This is a genomic window from Dietzia sp. B32, assembly GCF_024732245.1.
Lineage (GTDB): Bacteria > Actinomycetota > Actinomycetes > Mycobacteriales > Mycobacteriaceae > Dietzia.
Window position 1 is genome coordinate 2,469,790 of the sequence record NZ_CP093845.1, and the last position, 16,706, is coordinate 2,486,495.

At 71.3% G+C, this 16,706-nt stretch carries 12 protein-coding genes; 1 reads left to right on the plus strand and 11 read right to left on the minus strand.

Features of this window, described 5'->3' with window-relative positions; translation table 11 throughout:
• Window position 1 precedes the first annotated feature (1 nt).
• From narI to L8M95_RS11825, 9 genes are all read right to left on the minus strand, one after another.
• Window positions 2–823, minus strand: coding sequence for a respiratory nitrate reductase subunit gamma (gene narI / locus L8M95_RS11785; RefSeq protein ID WP_260486327.1), 822 nt, complete (start codon window positions 821–823; stop codon window positions 2–4).
• Window positions 820–1,542, minus strand: a complete 723-nt coding sequence (gene narJ / locus L8M95_RS11790; RefSeq protein ID WP_260486328.1) for a nitrate reductase molybdenum cofactor assembly chaperone — start codon at window positions 1,540–1,542, stop codon at window positions 820–822. Before narJ ends, narI begins: the two co-directional genes overlap by 4 nt.
• Before the next feature lie 4 nt (window positions 1,543–1,546).
• Window positions 1,547–3,202, minus strand: coding sequence for a nitrate reductase subunit beta (gene narH / locus L8M95_RS11795; protein WP_260486329.1), 1,656 nt, complete (start codon window positions 3,200–3,202; stop codon window positions 1,547–1,549).
• On the minus strand, window positions 3,202–6,975 hold the full coding sequence (locus L8M95_RS11800; RefSeq protein WP_260486330.1) for a nitrate reductase subunit alpha: 3,774 nt from the start codon (window positions 6,973–6,975) through the stop codon (window positions 3,202–3,204). The genes narH and L8M95_RS11800 overlap by 1 nt, the downstream gene beginning before the upstream one ends.
• Complete coding sequence (locus L8M95_RS11805) at window positions 6,972–8,249, minus strand: nitrate/nitrite transporter (protein ID WP_260486331.1); 1,278 nt, start codon at window positions 8,247–8,249, stop codon at window positions 6,972–6,974. The genes L8M95_RS11800 and L8M95_RS11805 overlap by 4 nt, the downstream gene beginning before the upstream one ends.
• A gap of 222 nt (window positions 8,250–8,471) precedes the next feature.
• Window positions 8,472–9,749: a globin domain-containing protein gene (locus tag L8M95_RS11810; protein ID WP_260486332.1), complete on the minus strand. Its 1,278-nt coding sequence runs from the start codon at window positions 9,747–9,749 to the stop codon at window positions 8,472–8,474.
• Between the two features lie 135 nt (window positions 9,750–9,884).
• A complete protein-coding gene (locus tag L8M95_RS11815) occupies window positions 9,885–10,349 on the minus strand; it encodes an Rrf2 family transcriptional regulator (RefSeq protein WP_260486333.1) in 465 nt (154 codons plus the stop codon).
• Between the two features lie 121 nt (window positions 10,350–10,470).
• Window positions 10,471–12,288, minus strand: coding sequence for an NTP transferase domain-containing protein (locus tag L8M95_RS11820; RefSeq protein WP_260486334.1), 1,818 nt, complete (start codon window positions 12,286–12,288; stop codon window positions 10,471–10,473).
• Window positions 12,285–12,872, minus strand: a complete 588-nt coding sequence (locus L8M95_RS11825) for a TetR/AcrR family transcriptional regulator (RefSeq protein WP_260486335.1) — start codon at window positions 12,870–12,872, stop codon at window positions 12,285–12,287. Before L8M95_RS11825 ends, L8M95_RS11820 begins: the two co-directional genes overlap by 4 nt.
• 85 nt (window positions 12,873–12,957) lie before the next feature.
• On the opposite strand from L8M95_RS11825, the gene L8M95_RS11830 reads away from it, so the two are divergent.
• Window positions 12,958–14,502, plus strand: coding sequence for an MFS transporter (locus L8M95_RS11830; protein WP_260486336.1), 1,545 nt, complete (start codon window positions 12,958–12,960; stop codon window positions 14,500–14,502).
• A gap of 37 nt (window positions 14,503–14,539) precedes the next feature.
• Here the strand turns inward: L8M95_RS11830 and fdhD are convergent, their stop codons facing one another.
• On the minus strand, window positions 14,540–15,361 hold the full coding sequence (gene fdhD, locus L8M95_RS11835; RefSeq protein ID WP_260486337.1) for a formate dehydrogenase accessory sulfurtransferase FdhD: 822 nt from the start codon (window positions 15,359–15,361) through the stop codon (window positions 14,540–14,542).
• Window positions 15,309–16,631: a glycosyltransferase 87 family protein gene (locus L8M95_RS11840; RefSeq protein WP_260486338.1), complete on the minus strand. Its 1,323-nt coding sequence runs from the start codon at window positions 16,629–16,631 to the stop codon at window positions 15,309–15,311. Before L8M95_RS11840 ends, fdhD begins: the two co-directional genes overlap by 53 nt.
• Window positions 16,632–16,706 lie beyond the last annotated feature (75 nt).

The following is a 16,706-nucleotide window of genomic DNA, read 5'->3' on the forward strand; positions in this document are numbered from 1 at the left end:
GTCAATGACGTGGTGCGCGGCTCGATCCGGATCCGGCCCGCCCGGCGCCGATCTCGCGGCTGACGTCGCCGACGTCCTCGCGCATCCAGCCCCGGCGGTACGGGCGGTTGCCGAACTGGCCCGCCGGACGCGATCGGTACACGACGTAGGGACGCCAGAGGTAGCCGACCGGCGCGGAGAACACGTGGACCAGGCGCGTGAACGGCCAGATGGCGAACAGCAGGAACGCCACGATCGCGTGCAGCTTGAAGGACATCGGCGCGGACAACATCAGTGCCGGGTCGGGTTGGAACCAGAAGATCCCACGGAACCACACGGACAGCTCCTCGCGGTAGTCGTAGTGGCTGAGGATGTTGCCGACGATGGTGTTGGCCATGCCCAGGAAGATCGTCGCGGCCAGGAAGACGTACATGACCTTGTCGTTGACGGTCGTGGCGGAGAAGACCGGCCCGACCGTGCGGCGGCGGTAGATGAGGATGACCAGTCCGACCACGGTGGAGAACCCGGCGATCGCCCCGGTGATCACCGCGATCCAGTGGTAGGCGTCGTTGCTGATGCCCACGGCCTCGGTCCAGGACTTGGGGATGACCAGGCCGATGATGTGGCCGCCGACCACGAAGAGGATGCCGAAGTGGAACAGCGGGCTGCCCCAGCGGAGCAGGCGCGACTCATAGAGCTGGCTGGAGCGGGTGGTCCAGCCGAACTTGTCGTAGCGATACCGCCACCAGTGGCCCACGACGAAGATCGCCAGGCACACGTACGGCAGGATCACCCAGAGGACGATGTCCGGGATCGTCACATCGGCTGCATTCGTTCCGATCATGGCCGGGCCCCGCTTTCCATGTAGGACGAGGAAGTGAACGCCTCCAGGCCGACTTCTTCGTCAGGCGGCCCCTGGGCGACGAGTCGGCTCACGGCGTCGCGGTCATGCCCACCGATCGGGGGCAGGGTGGCCGAGACGGTCTCCAGGGCGCCGGTCCAGGGCGAGCCGCGGTCGGTCAACGAGATCCGCAGCAACTCGAGACCGGCGCGGTGCTGGACGAGCAGCGCACGGCAGCCGTCGAGATCGCACTGCGCACCGAACTCGAGGACCACGCCGAGGTGGTCGGGGAGCTCGCCGGCCCCGAGTTCGGCACCGGCCGCCCTGTACGCCTCGATGAAGTCGACGAGTGCGGTGCCGCGCTTACGGGTGTCGCCGTAGCGGTAGTAGGTCAGGTAGAGGCAGCAGCGGCGCCGCATGTCGAACGTCTCCACGTACTCCGACTGCAGCTCGTCGAGGGGGGTCGACTCCAGGTGGTCCACCAGACCCACCAGTGGCCGCGCGACGGCGCCCCGCTCGTCGGCCAGTTCGCGGACGAGCGGGAGCCGGTCGATCAGCTCGGCGGTCGGGTAGTCGATCAGCAGCGAGACGGCCTGGTAGAGCGCGGGGTCGCCGGGCGCCCCGCGGCCCACCGCCGGCCCGCTGCCGGGGCTCACCGCCCGACGCACCCGCGCGAACAGGTCGCTGCCGAAGCCGGTTCCGGCCAGGAATTGTGCAGCCATCGCGTCAGTCCTTGCTTCCGGGGAACAGGCCGCCCGTACCGAGACCGTCCCAGTTGAGGAGGTTGACCCTTCTGGACTTGTCGCCCGGCGACGCGATGGTGTCCGAGGTCTGCCGCTGTTTGAGGGCGTGGAAGCTCTCGACGGCGATCGGCAGGGCCTGGTCACCCGAGCCCTCGCCGAACGGCCCGGACTCGCCCATCATCCCGGGCCCGCCCTCGTAGTCCAGGCTGCACTCGGTGGCCAGTTCCTCCAGCGAGTGGGCCTGTTCCTGGTGGGCGGTGGGGATCACGTAGCGCTCGTCGTAGTGGGCCAGGGCCAGGAGTCGGTACATGTCGTAGACGTCCTCCTCGGTCATCCCGACGGCGTCGCAGATCTCCGCACGGGGTTCGCGGCCGAGGTTGATGTCACGCATGTAGGTGCGCATCGCGGCCAGTCGGTTGAGCACCACCTGGATGGCGTCCACGTCGCCCGCGGTGAACAGCTCCGCGAGGTACTCCATGGGGATGCGCATGGTGTCGATGGCGCCGAAAAGGGTGTCGGCGTCCTCGCCGTCACCACCGTCCGCGGCGACCCGGTCGACGATGGGCGACAGCGGCGGGACGTACCAGACCATCGGCATGGTGCGGTACTCCGGATGTAGCGGCAGGGCCACCTCGAATCGGGAGATGAGCTGCCAGATCGGCGACCGCTGGGCGCCCTCGATCCAGTCGTCCGGGATGCCGGCTTCGCGGGCCGCGGCGACCACCTCGGGATCGTTCGGGTCGAGGAAGCACGAGCGCTGCGCGGCGAGCAGCTCGTGCTCGTCCGGCTCGGAGGCCGCCTCGAGGACCTTGTCGGCGTCGTAGAGGATGAGTCCGATGTACCGCAGCCGTCCCACGCACGTCTCGGAACAGACGGTGGGGATGCCCACCTCGACCCGGGGGAAGCAGAACGTACATTTCTCGGCCTTGCCCGTGCGGTGGTTGAAGTACACCTTCTTGTACGGGCAGCCGGTGACGCACTGGCGCCAGCCGCGGCAGCGGTCCTGGTCCACCAGGACGATGCCGTCCTCGACCCGCTTGTACATCGCGCCCGACGGGCACGAGGACACGCACGACGGGTTGAGGCAGTGCTCGCAGATGCGCGGCAGGTAGAACATGAAGGTCTCGGAGAACTCCGCCTTGATCTCCTCGCTCACCTTGGCCAGGATCGGGTCGTCCTTCAGGTGGGTGGGGGAACCGCCCAGGTCGTCGTCCCAGTTGGCGGACCACGAGATCTTCATCGGCTTGCCGCTGATGAGCGAGTAGGGACGGGCGACCGGCGTGTGCTCCTGCAGGGGCGAGGACACGAGCGTGTCGTAGTCGTACGTCCACGGCTCGTAGTAGTCATCGATCGACGGCATCGTGGGGCTGGAGAAGATCTGGAGCAGCTTCTTCATGCGCCCACCGGCCTTGAGCCTCAGCTGGCCGTTCTTGCCGAGCTCCCAGCCGCCCTTCCACCGCTCCTGGTCCTCGTACGTCCGGGGATACCCCTGCCCGGGTCGGGTCTCGACGTTGTTCCACCACATGTACTCGGTGCCGGACCGGTTGGTCCACGCCTGCTTGCAGGTCACCGAGCAGGTGTGGCAGCCGATGCACTTGTCCAGGTTCATCACCATGGACATCTGGGCCATGACGCGCATCAGTACTGCACCTCCTGGGAGCGACGGCGGATGACCGTCACCTCGTCACGTTGGTTTCCGGTGGGGCCGATGTAGTTGAACGCGTAGTTGAAGTGCGCGTACCCGCCGATGAGATGGCTCGGTTTGATGAGGATGCGGGTCGCCGAGTTGTGGATACCTCCGCGCTTGCCCGAGGCCTCCGCGATCGGCACGTCGACCACGCGGTCCTGAGCGTGGTGCATGTAGACCGTCCCGGCCGGCATGCGGTGGGAGACGATCGCGCGGGCGACGACGACGCCGTTGCGGTTGACCGCCTCGATCCAGTCGTTGTCCACGACGCCGATGAGCTCGGCGTCCTCCTTGCTGATCCAGATGGTCGGCCCGCCGCGGGACAGGCTGAGCATGAGGAGGTTGTCCTGGTACTCCGAGTGGATCGACCACTTGTTGTGCGGGGTGAGGTAGCGGACGGTCAGCGCCGCGCCGCTGGACCCGTCATCCGAGCCGAGGACGGGCTCGCCGTAGAGCTGGTGCATGTTGAGCGGCGGCCGGTACACCGGCAGTTGCTCGCCCATCTCGGCCATCCAGTCGTGGTCCATGAAGAACTGCATCCGCCCGGTGAGCGTGTGCCACGGCTTGAGCCGCTCGGTGTTGATGACGAACGCGCTGTACCGACGGCCGCCGTGCTCGGACCCCGACCACTCGGGGGACGTGATGACCGGCTGGGGCCTGGACTGGGTGTCCGCGAAGGTGATGCGCTTGCCCTCCTCGCCCCGCGACAGGTCCGCCAACTCGCGGCCGGTCCGGGCCTCGAGCTGCTCGAACCCCTGCGTCGCCAGGCGACCGTTGGTCGTCCCGGACAGGGCGAGGATCGCCTCGCACATCCGGATGTCGGTGTCGAGCCGTGGTCGACCCTTCCCGACGCCCTTGCGGGTCTCGCCGTTGGCCTTGAGCAGGACCCCGATCTCCTTGTCGGGCTTGAGCATGAGGCCCTTGACGGGCATGCCGACCTTCTCCGCGAGCGGGCCGAGCGACCCGAACTTCTCGCCGAGCAGCCGGTAGTCCCGCTCGACCGCGGTGATCTTGGGGAAGTTCCTCCCCGGGACGGGCTCGCACGAACCGTCCTTCCAGTCCGAGACCGTGCCGCCCGGGTTGGCGAGCGCGTCCGGGGTGTCGTGCCCCAGGGGCGTCGCCACCACATCGGTCCGGATGTCGAGGTGACCGTGGCTGAGCTCGGAGACCTTCTCGGCGAGCAGGCGGAACGTCTCGAAGTCCGTCTTGGTCTCCCACGGTGGGTTGATCGCGGCGTTGAACGAGTGCACGAAGGGGTGCATGTCCGTCGAGGACAGGTCGTGTTTCTCGTACCAGGTGGCCGCGGGGAACACCAGGTCGGAGAACAGGGTCGTGGACGTCATCCGGAAGTCGAGCGTGGTGAGCAGGTCCAACTTGCCGTCCTCGGCGTCCTCCCGCCACACCATGTCCCGCCCGCGGTGGCCCTCGGGGGCCTGGTCGGCGCGCAAAGACGAGTCGGTGCCCAGCAGGTGCTGGAGGAAGTACTCGTCACCCTTGGCCGACGACCCGAGCAGGTTGGAGCGCCACACGGTGAGCACCTTGGGCGCGTTGCCGGGGCCGTCCGGGTCCTCGGCGGCGAACCGCAGTGACCCGTCCTTGATCCGGCCCACCACGTGGTCGGCCGCCGGCACCCCGGCGGCGGCGGCCTCCGCGCCGAGGTCCAGCGGGTTGGCGTCGAAGGTCGGGTACGACGGCATCCAGCCCAGCCGGGCCGACATCGCGACGAGGTCCGGGGTGCTCATGCCGGCGAAGCGGTTCTCGCCGGTGGCGGCGGTCAGGACGTCGGCCCCGTAGGAGTCGTACTTCCACTGCCCTGTGTGCAGGTAGAAGAAGGCGGTGGCGATCATCTGGCGTGGGGGACGCGACCAGTCCAGGCCCATGCCCACCTGCTGGAACCCGGTCAGTGGCCGGACCTTCTCCTGCCCGACGTAGTGGGCCCAGCCGCCGCCGTTGACCCCCTGCGTCCCGGTGAGGATGGTCAACGCCAGGAAGGCCCGGTAGATGACGTCGGAGTGGAACCAGTGATTGGTGCCGGCGCCCATGAGGATCATGGACCGGCCACCGGACTCGAGGGCGTTGCGGGCGAACTCGCGACCGATCCGCTCGGCCTGGGCGGCCGGCACGCCGGTGTGCTGCTCCTGCCACGCCGGGGTATAGGGCTCGAGATCGTCGTAACCGCTCGGCCAGCTGCCCGGCAGGCCCTGGCGGGCCACGCCGAACTGCGCCATCATCAGATCCAGGACGGTGGTGACGCGCAGGTCCTCGCCGTCGTCACCCCTCACCGTCCGGTAGGGCACCCCGCGGGAGATGGTCCCGGCGTCGCCACGCACGGTGTCGAAGCGCGGCAGGACGACCTCGGCGGTGCCCTCGAGGGTGTCGAGCAGGCTCAACGCCGGGTCGACGTCACCCAGGTCGAGGTTCCAGTTCCCGGCGCCCTGCTCGCCGAACCGGTCGCCCAGGGTGCCGTTCGGGACCACCGGACGCCCGGTCACGGCGTCCATGAGGACGGTCTTGTTCGCGGCGTTCTCGCCCGGGGCCACCTCGAGGACGCCGTCGGCGAGCATGTCCGCCGTGACGAACTTGTGCGGCACCACCGAGCCGTCCTCGCGCGTGCGCAGGGTGACCAGGAACGGCAGATCCGTGTACTTCTTGGCGTACGACTCGAACTCCGGCGTGGACCGGCGGGCGTAGAACTCGGTGAGCACCACGTGCACCATGGCCATCGCGAGCGCGCCGTCGGTGCCGGGGTGCGGGTGCAGCCACTCATCGGCGAACTTGGTGTTGTCCGCGTAGTCGGGGGAGACCACCACCACCTTCTGACCCCGGTACCGGGCCTCGGTCATGAAGTGGGCGTCCGGGGTGCGCGTGACGGGGACGTTGGAGCCCCACATGATGAGGTAGGACGAGTTGAACCAGTCCGCGGACTCGGGGACGTCGGTCTGGTCGCCGAACACCTGGGGTGAGGCCACGGGCAGGTCCGCGTACCAGTCGTAGAACGACAGCATGGAGCCGCCGAACAACTCGACGAAGCGGGAGCCCGCCCCGAACGAGGCCATGGACATCGCGGGGATGGGCGAGAACCCGGCGACCCGGTCCGGTCCGGCCGTCTTGGCGGTGTACACGTGGGCGGCGGCGGCGATCTCCATCGCATCCTCCCACCGGCAGCGCACCAGCCCGCCTTTGCCGCGGGCCCGCTTGTAGTAGGCGGTCTTCTCGTGGTCCTCGACGATCGAGGCCCACGCGTCCACAGGGTCGGAGTGCTCCGCGCGGGCTGCGCGCCACAACTCCATCAACCGGCCACGGATGTAGGGGTAGCGCACGCGGGTCGGGGAGTAGGTGTACCAGGAGAAGGCGGCGCCGCGCGGGCAGCCGCGGGGCTCGTAGCCGGGCATGTCGTCGCCGATGTCCGGGTAGTCGGTCTGCTGCGACTCCCAGGTGATGATCCCCTCCTTGACGTACACCTTCCACGAGCACGAGCCCGTGCAGTTGACGCCGTGCGTCGAGCGGACCACCTTGTCGTGACTCCAGCGGTCGCGGTAGAACACATCCGACTCCCGCCCGCCGGAGTGCGTGACGGTCCGGAGGTCGTCGGAGGCCTCCCCCCGGCGGAAGAACCTGCCGGCCCGCAGCAGGGCATCGGAGGCGGGGCCGTCCATCCGACCGGACCCGGTGCCGCGACCCTCCGGCGTCGGCGAGGCAGGGCGGGGGGAGTCGATGCTGGTCATGCCGGGGTCCTTTCCGTGGCGGCGGGCTCACTGCGACGGGTACGGAGGAACCACAGCCAGGTGAGGGCGGCGGTGGCGATCGAGAGGACGAAGAGCAGGAGCAGCCCGACGCGGTAGTTGCCGTGGGCGGTCCAGAAGTAACCGAGCAGCAGCGGGGGGACGAAGCCGCCGAGGCCTCCGACGGCACCGACGATGCCGGTGACCGACCCGACCGCGGTGGGCTCGACCAGTTCGGCCACCAGGGCGAACACGGCGCCGGAGGCGGTGCCCAGAGACGCGGCCATGAACAGGAAGACCGCCGTCCCGACGGGGTAGAAGGTGCCGGCATCCGCGCTGACGAGCGGCATGCGCTCCGTCGCGGCGGCGGCCATCAACCCGGTGACGATGTAGCTCACGATGAGCACCCAGGCGCCGGGGAACCTGTCGGCCAGCGCGCCGCCGAGGGGTCGGCAGGCCACCGCGATCACCACGAACACGGCAGTCCGAAGGGCCGCGTCCTCCGTCTCCAACTCGTAGAAGTTGTGCAGGTAGGTCGGCAGGTAGACGGAGAACGCCACGAACCCGCCGAAGCCCATCGCGTACAGCCAGGCCAGTTTGAGAGTGACGGGGCGGGCGAGGGTCCTGGCCGCCTTGACCACCCAGTTTCCCTGGGCGGGCGTCCAGGCCGGTGAGTTCTGCAAGAGCATCCGCGCGATGACCGCGTACACCGCCAGCAGGATCGCGACCAGGACGAACGGCGCCTGGTCTCCGAAGGCCTCGCGGAGTCGCAGGGTCGTGAAGGCCGCGATCGCCGTACCGCCCATGCCGGCCCCGAAGATGCCGATGGCCGTGCCGCGCCGGTGCGGCGGGAACCAGGAGTTGACGGTGGGGACGCCGACGGCGAAGGAGGTTCCGCCGATGCCCAGGAAAAAGCCGCCGATGAGCAGGACGATCAGACTGTTGTCGACGAATCCGACGAACAGGGTGGGGAAGATCGTCAGCGCGGCGATCAGCGGAAACATCGTGCGGCCGCCGAGGCGGTCCGTGAGCGCACCGACGGGGATCCGGCCGAGCGACCCGACCACGACCGGCAACGCCACCACGAGCGATTGTTGGAACGACGTCAGTCCCAGCTGGTCCTTGTACGTCGCGCCCAGTGGTCCCATCAGGGCCCAGGCCCAGAAGGTGAGCAGGAACCCCGAGAAGCACAGGGCCAGTGCGAGGTTCGCCTTCCCCGGGTCGGGAACGGCAGGGGGTCCCGCATCGCGGATAGCGGAATCTGGTGCTGAGGACACCATGGGTCCTTTCGCGTCGGCTTTCGCTGTGTCAGATCTCTCTGCACCGGGCCCGTTCGAGGGGGAACCGCCCGGACCCCGAGTGTCTGCCAGATCGCCGGCGAGCGTCCGCGAGTTCGTCCACACGCCCACGAGTTGTTACAGGTCAAATACACTCCGCGACGCGCCTTTCGGGCGGCGCGTGGGCCCGGACAGAGCTCATCCGGGCCCACGCCGGCGGGACTACACCAGCCAGTCGTTCGGGGCGAACAGCTCCGCGTGGAGCCGCTCGGCGGGCACGCCGGCCTCGAGGAACTGCGGGCGGAGTGACTGGAGGAAGCCGGTCGACCCGCAGAGGAAGACGTGCGCCCCCTCGGGGAGCTCGACCGCCGCCAGGTCCATGAATCCCCGGTGGACCGCGCCCGGCCCGGCGACGGTGTCCGCACCCTGCTCGTACCAGGTGTGGACCTCGGCGTCGGCGAGCAGCGAGGACTCGCCCGCGACCTCCTCGGCGAGGACGTGGTCGGCCGGCGAGCGGTCGGCGTGCAGGACGAGCACGCGACGGGTGTCCTCCGTCGCCGACAGGTGGGCGACCATCCCGAGCATCGGGGTGATGCCGATCCCGGCCGAGCAGAGGACCACGGGCGCGGCGTCCCGGTCGCCGCCGATCCCGGCGGCGTCCAGGACGAGGTCGCCGAACGGGAGGGTGACCTGGATCGTCGTGCCGACGTCGGCGTGGGCGTGCAGCCAGCCCGAGACCTCGCCGGCGGGGCAGCCGAGCCCGCCCCGGACCTCGGCGTCGACCCGGCGGACGCCGATGCGCCACGTGCCGTCGCCCGGTGCCGTTGACAGGGAGTACTGGCGCAGCTGACGCGCGCCGTCGGGCAGGACCACGCCGACGGAGGTGTACTGACCCGGGCGGAAGTCGGGCAGCGGCTCGCCGTCCGGGCCACCGAGGGTGATCACGGTGACCGAGTCCGTCACGTCCTCGCGGGCGATCACGGTGGCGGTGCGGAAGACGTCCCCCGGCTCCACCTGGGCCTCGGCGTAGAGGGCCTTCTCGAAGTCCACCAGGACGGCGGCCATGATCCAGTAGACCTCGTCCCACGCGGCCGCGACCTCCGGGGTGATCGCCTCACCCAGCACCTCCACGATCGCGCCGAAGAGGTAGTCGTGGACCACCTGGTACTGGTCGGGGGTGATGCCCAGGCTGGCGTGCTTGTGCCCGATCCGGGAGAGCATGTCGACCGGGCTCCGGCCGTCCACCAGCAGGGTGGCGAAGGTCGCGATCGACGCCGCGAGCGCGCGCTGTTGGGCGCCCAGCTTCTGGTTGCCGCGGTTGAAGGTGTCGCGGAGGAGTTCGGGGTTGTCAGCGAACATCGTCCGGTAGAAGACGGGTGTGATCTCGTCGATGTGGGCGCCGATGACCGGCAGGGTCGCGCGGATGACGGTGGCGTGCTCCTCGGACAACTCGCGGGGGTGCGCGAGGATCGACTCCAGGGTGGTGAGCGACGTGGTCATGGGGATCTCCTTCGGGTGACGGCGCCGGAGCCCGGTGTGGGCGGACCGGGGCGCGACGGGGTGGCCCGGGCACCGTGGGCGCCGGACTGTGGGTTGGGTGTGATGTGGGGTGGGGGTGATGTGGCGAGCGGGTGGTCAGGACCCCGGGCCGGGGTCCGGCCGTGGGGCGGTGGAGAGGCTGAGTGACACCTGGCGGGTGGGTGCCCGGACGATGCCCTCGACGGTGAGGGGGTCGAGGGCGGCGAAGAACGCCTCGCGAGCGTCGACGAGAGCCCGTCGCAGACCGCAGTTGCCCGCGAGCGGGCAGGGCGTCGGGCCCTCGCACTGGATGACCTCGCCGGGGCCCTCCAGTTCGCGCAGCAGCGTCCCGACCGACTCGTGTCGGCCCGCCTCGGTGATGACGAGCCCCCCGCCCCGGCCGCGCCGGGACTCGGCGAGGCCGAGGTCGACGAGCCGGGAGACGATCTTGGCCACGTGGGAGGTCGAGGCGTTCACCGACTCCGCGATCGCCGCGGCGGTCATGCGGTCGCCACGCTCGTCGGCGACGGCGAGGCGCATGAGGGCGCGGAGCGCGAGATCGGAGGACCGGGACAGCTGCACAACGCCGAGCGTGCCATATTGCGAGCTGGCCGGGTGGATTTGATGCCGGTGATCTCAAATACCTTCTGAACTGGTCATTTGGGGCCGCCCTCCGACCTGCGGGAACGCCCGACCCGGGCCATCAGATCCAGTCGATGATCTCCACGGGGTCGTCGGCCGCGGCGTCGGCGTCGGCGCCGGTGACGGCCCCGGGGCCCCCGCCCTCGGGCACCACGGCCAGGGCGGGCGCGCCCGCCAGGTCCGCCAGGTGCGCGGTGCGCACGCGGCCGGCCAGGTGCCAGCCGCCGGCGCCGTCCGGCCGGGCGGGCAGGATCCGTGAGCGGTGCGGGGCCGCCAGCTCGGCCACCCGGGGAACGCACGTCAGTACCGGTGTGCGCTGACGGCCGGTGAGGGCGTCGACCAGCGCGCGACCCGTGGTCGCCGCCGCGGACACCGCCGCCAGCGGATTACCCGGTAATGCCAACAGGACGCGACCGTCGGCGAGAACGGCCACGAGTTGCGACCCCCCCGGGCGGACGCGGACCCCGTCGAGGACGATCCGCGCACCCGCGCGCGCCAGGGCCGGGCGTAGGAGATCGGCCACCCCGCGGCCGGTGGCGCCCACCAGCACCAGCACGTCGCCGGGCGTCGCGTCGACGGAGTCGGAGCCGCCGCCGAGCAGGGCGTCGACCGCGGCCGGGGTGTCCGGGCAGTGCCCGGGCGGTCCGACGCCGGCGAACCCCGCCCGCGCCAGGACCGCCCCGAGCAGCGGGCCCACGGTGTCACGGATCCGGCCCGGCGGCAGCGGCGAGGGCGCGTCGGCGGGCAGGACCTCGTCGCCGGTCGTGACCAGCGTCGCCCGCACGGGTCCCCGGACCGGGACCTCCGTGGCGTCCGCGGACAGGGCCGCGGAGGCCAGTGCCGCGTCGAGCACCGCGCCCGCAGGGGCCAGTTCGTGTCCGACCGGCCAGTCCTCACCGACGGGCCGGAGGTCGTTCACCCCGTCGCCCCCCGGCAGTGCGGTGACCACCGGGGGGCCGGTGCGGGCCGGGGTCACCGTCACCAGTTCGTGCCGCAGCACGCGATCGCAGCCGGCGGGGGCCAGGGCGCCGGTCGCGATGGGCGCCGCCGTGCCGGGCGCCAGTGTCGCGGACGAACCGTCCCCGGCGCGGCGGGCGGCCCCGGCCAGCCGCCACGGGCCGGGTCCGGCCAGGGCGTACCCGTCCATCGCCGACACCGGCCCTCGCGGCATCGGGTCCACGGAGACCAGCGGCGACGCGAGTACCGCGCCGACCGCTGCCAGGGGCGGCCGTGCGACCGCCGGCAACGCGGTGAGCCCGGCGCGCAGGACAGCCCCCACGTGTGGGAGCCCGACCGGCCCGCGTGCGGCCAGGTCGGCCCAGGTGTCGACGTCCCGCGCGAGTCCGCCCACGGGGACGCGGACGACCTCCTCGTCGTCGTACAGGGTTCGAACCGGTCGTCCGCCCACGCCGCCGGAGGTCTCCAGGGCGGCCAGGCGCGCGGCGAGGGCGCGGCGGTCCCACGCGGCGAGGAGGAACTGGTCGTGCCCGGTCGCGTCCACGGCGAGTGCGGCGCCGGGGGCGGGGGAGGTGGCGGGCCGGAGGGCGGTGAGGAGGGAGCGGAGGGTGGCGGCGTCGAGATCGGGCAGGTCGCAGGCGGTGACGACGACGAGGTCGACCGACGGCGGGAGCGCCCGCAGTCCCGCGGCGATCCCGGCGACGGGTCCCGAGTGGGGCGGATCCTCGCGGGTGTCGCCCCCGGGACCCACCGTGCGGACGGGGCCCGCCACCGCCCGGGCGGCGCCGAGAACCGCCTCGACCATTGGCCGACCCGCCACCGCCAGTCGCGCCTTGTCGATCCCGCCGAGACGGCTCGCGCGACCGCCGGTGAGGACGATCGCGCCGACGGTGCTCGTGGGGTCGCTGCCGCTGCTCGTCATCCGGCGTCCTCGACCAGGCGGCCGCGCAGGAAGTCGTCGACGAGCCTCTCCACGTCCTGCTCGGTGTACGGGCGCAGGCCGATCATGCGGGCCAGGACGACGGGGCCGGCGAGCTGCGCCACGGCCAGGTCGCGGTCGCCGGGGATCAGGGCCCCGGACTCCTCCGCGTCCGAGAGGACGGCGTGCAGCGGTTCGGTGTACGACTCGACCACGCTGCGGCGGAGGAGGCCCACCTCGTCGTCGTCCCCGGCGTGGCGGCCCATCGCCAGCCACCCCAACATCGACTGCTGGAGGGGGGCGTCCTGGATGAGCTGCGTCATCGACGCGGCCAACCGCACGAGCTGTTCCCGGACGGGCAGGTCGGCCGGGGGGCGCGTCGGGGTGGGGAGCAGGCGCCGGAACGCCGCGGCGATGAGCGAGTCCGTCGACGGGAAGTTGCGGTAGAGGGTGGTCCGGGCGACGCCCGACATCCGGGTCACCGCGTCCACGGTCACCGCCGCCGCCCCGCCCGAGAGCAACAGGGACGACGCCGCGTCGAGCAGCTTGCTCTGCGAGCGGGCGCGCCGCGGATCCGGGGTCGACATGGGCTCCATTGTGGCCTGCCCGGTGCGCTAGGGTGGGCACACCATGCGATACCGTCGGTATCGTTTCCGGGGAGCGGGGGCAGACGTGTTGGAGCTGAGTACGGGTCGGCGGCGGTGGCTGCTGGTCGTCAACCTCGTGGCCGTGTCCCTGGTGGTGGCCACGATGTCCGCCCTGTACACGTCCCTGCCGGACATCGCCGTGGACATCGGTGCCACCCAGGCCGAGCTGACGTGGATCGTCGACTCCTACACGCTGGCGCTGGCGGCGCTCGTCCTCACCGCCGGTGCGCTGGGGGACCGCTTCGGCCGCCGGGCCACGCTCATCGTGGGCCTGGCCCTGTTCACCGTCTCCTCGGCGTTACCCCTGTGGCTGGACTCGCCGCTGTGGGTGATCATGCTCCGTGCGGTGGCCGGCGTCGGCGCCGCCTTCGTCATGCCCTCCACGTTGTCCCTGCTCACGGCCAGTTTCTCCTCGGATCGCCGGGGGGCGGCCGTGGGGCTGTGGGCCGGCTTCGCCGGGGTCGGCGGCATCATCGGCCTGCTCGGCTCCGGGCTCATGCTCAGGGTGTGGACCTGGAAGGCGATCTTCGGCGTCTACGCCGTCATCGGCCTGGTCGTCCTGGCGGCCGCCTTCACCATCGGGGAGTCCGTGGCCTCCCGCGTCGGGCGGCCCGACGTGTTCGGGGCGGTCTTCTCCGCGCTCGCCGTGGGCGGGGTGGTGTTCGGGCTCATCGAGGGCGCGCACACCAGTTTCTCCGAGCCGCTGGTCATCGGGGCGCTCGGCGTGGCGGCGGTGAGCGTCGTGGCCTTCGTCCTGGTCGAGCTGCGCGTCGCGGACCCCCTGCTCGACGTGCGCTACTTCCGCCGGCGTGGGTTCACCACCGGCTCGGTGTCGGTGGCGCTGCAGTTCCTCACCATCTTCGGGTTCTTCCTGCTCATCGTGCAGTTCCTCCAGCTGGTCAAGGACTACGACGCCCTGTCCGCCTCGCTGGCACTGGCCCCGATGGTCGTGCCGGTGATGGTCTTCTCGCTGCTCTCCCCGCGCCTCACCGCGGCCGTGGGACTGCGGGCGGTGTCCGTGGCGGGCGTGGGGGCCATCGCCGCCGGGATGGTGTTCCTCTCCCGGTTGTCGGTGGACTCCGGGTACTGGGACATCCTCTGGCCCATGCTCGTCGCGAGTATCGGGCTCGGGCTGTCGACGGCGCCGGCCACGTCGGCGATCGTCTCGGACATCCCGTCCGACGAACAGGGCGTGGCCGCCGCCGTCAACGACGCGATGCGCGAGGTCGGGGCCGCGATCGGCATCGCGCTCTCGGGCAGCATCCTGGCCGGGCGCTACGCCGCCGGGATCGTCGACGTCCTGCCCGACGTCCCCGAGGCCGGCCGGCAGGCGGTCGAGAGTTCCTTTGCCGGCGCCCGCGAATTCGGAGCCGCGGCCGGGCCCGCGGGGCAGGCCGTGGTCGACGCGGCCGCCGGGATCTTCGCGGACGGCATCTCGTCGGCGCTCTTCGCCCTGGGGATGGTGGCCGCGGGTGCCGCGGTCCTGCTGCTGTTCATCGCGCCCGGCCGCGGATACGTCGCGCTCGGTGACCCCCTCGCCACCGACGAACCGGCCGAGGCGGGTCGCTGACCGGCTACTCGCGCGAGGGCACCCCGATCGGGCGGGTTCAGTCGACGACGCGGTCGGGGTGGGTGTAGACCGTGGCGCGGTCGCCCCGGCTGAAGCCGACCAGGGTCACGCCGGTCTCCGCGGCGAGCTCGACCGCCAGCGACGACGGCGCGCTCACCGCGGACAGCACCGGGATCCCCGCCATCGACGCCTTCTGCACGAGCTCGAACGAGGCCCGGCCGGAGACCTGCAGAATGGTCCCGCGCAGCGGCAGCCGTCCCTCGCGCAACGCCCAGCCGACAACCTTGTCCACGGCGTTGTGCCGCCCCACGTCCTCGCGACGGCACAGCAGCTCGCCGGTGGGGGAGAACAGGCCGGCCGCGTGGACTCCCCCCGTCTTGTCGAAGACCCGCTGGTGATCGCGGAGCCGGTCGGGTAGCGACAGGAGGACCGCGGCGCCGACGAGCGGCTCCGCCGGCTCGGCGGGGAAGTGGGTTGCGCGCCGGACCTCGTCGATCGAGTCCACGCCGCAGACGCCGCAGGCGCTGCTCATGGTGGAGGCCCGCGCGGAGCGGGGCGCGGGGATGTCCGGCGACACGGTCACGGTGAGGGTGTTGTAGTCCTGCTCGGCCCGGCCGCTGACGGTGGTGCAGTAGCAGATCTCGGGCAGGTGATCCCGGTGCCACACGGCCCCCTCGGAGACCAGATGGCCGGCCGCGAGGTCCATGTCGTCACCCGGGGTCCGCATGGTCACGACGAACGGCTCACCGCCCACCCTGATCTCCAGGGGTTCCTCGACGGCGAGCGTCGCCACCTCCCGCCTGGTGTCACCCGCGGCGAGGATCCTGCGCGCGGGGTGACGCGTCGTCCGCCGTCCCATAGTCGCGCAGCCTAGCGCCGTCGCTGCCGGAGCGCCGGAGCAGGAGGGCGGTGAGCACCACCGCCACCAGCCAGACCAGTGGGTACACATTCGTGAACACGGTGTAGACGACCGGCGGGATGTCACCGCCGAGCATGAACAGGCCCATCGCCACCCAGCGATCGTCGGGGAAGTTCACGTCGGGGAAGCTCTGGACCCAGTTCGCGCACGCGGCCCAGAGCAGCGGCGGCAGGAGCCAGAGGTACCAGCGCCGGGCGGCGACCGCGTAGTGCACGGCCAGCACGAGCAGCGGCACGAACCACACCCAGTGGTGGCCCCACGAGAACGGGGAGACCATGGTCATCGTCAGCCCGGCCACCGTCAGGGCGAGGAGTTGGTGCCCGGCGCGGTGGGCCAGCGCCGCGACGCCGAGACCGAGGACGGCCACCACGGCGGCGCCGAGCAGCCACGCCCAGGTGGGCGCCATCTCGGAACCGGCCAGACGGGCCATCGTGCCCCGCAGCGACTGGTTGGCCAGCATGGCGTCGTGACCGATCCGCTGGGACTCGAACAGGGTTCCCGACCAGTAGCGCAGGGCGTCGCGGGGGATCAGCAGGAATCCGAGCGCGACGGTGCCGAGGAACGCCGCACCGGAGGTCAGGGCCATCCGCCAGCGCCCGGTGAGGATCCAGTGCGCCCAGAAGAACGCCGGGGTGAGTTTGACGCCGGCTGCCAGGCCGGACCCGATTCCCGCCCACCGGCGGCCCGACCTCCAGGCGAGGTGGTCGGCCAGGACCAGGACCAGGAGGAGGATGTTGATCTGGCCCAACCACACCGTGGTCCGTACGGGTTCCGTCGAGAGGGCGATGAGTGCCAGACACGCCGAGACCTGGGCGGTGACCCGGTCCGGGCGGTAGTCGAGTGCGCGCAGACACATCCGGACCGCGAGGTAGAGCAGGGCCAGGGTCAGTGCGAGCCACGCCGCTTCCATGAGTCGCGGGGTCACCAGGTCCAGCGGCGTGAAAAGCACCGCGGAGAACGGCGGGTAGGTGAACGGCATCTCCGGGTAGAAGCGCCCGGAGTCGTCACCCGTGAGCAGTCCGTCGTACAACGGGATCGAGTTCAGCACCGCGTGCCCGCCCCAGCGATAGACGTTCACGTCCAGGAAGTTCCCGGAGATGCCCCACCACGGCGTCCGCTCGTCGGGGGCACGCAACACCATGACCACCGAGGCGAGGGCCAGCAGCGTCAGCGGGCCGCGCAGCCAGTAGGTAGTGGGAAGCGTACGCACAGCCGGAGAGCCTAGTCCGTCCGGCGCGCGGCGGCTCGGGGCCGGCTCGGCGTGGGCTCGGGGCCGGCTCGGCGT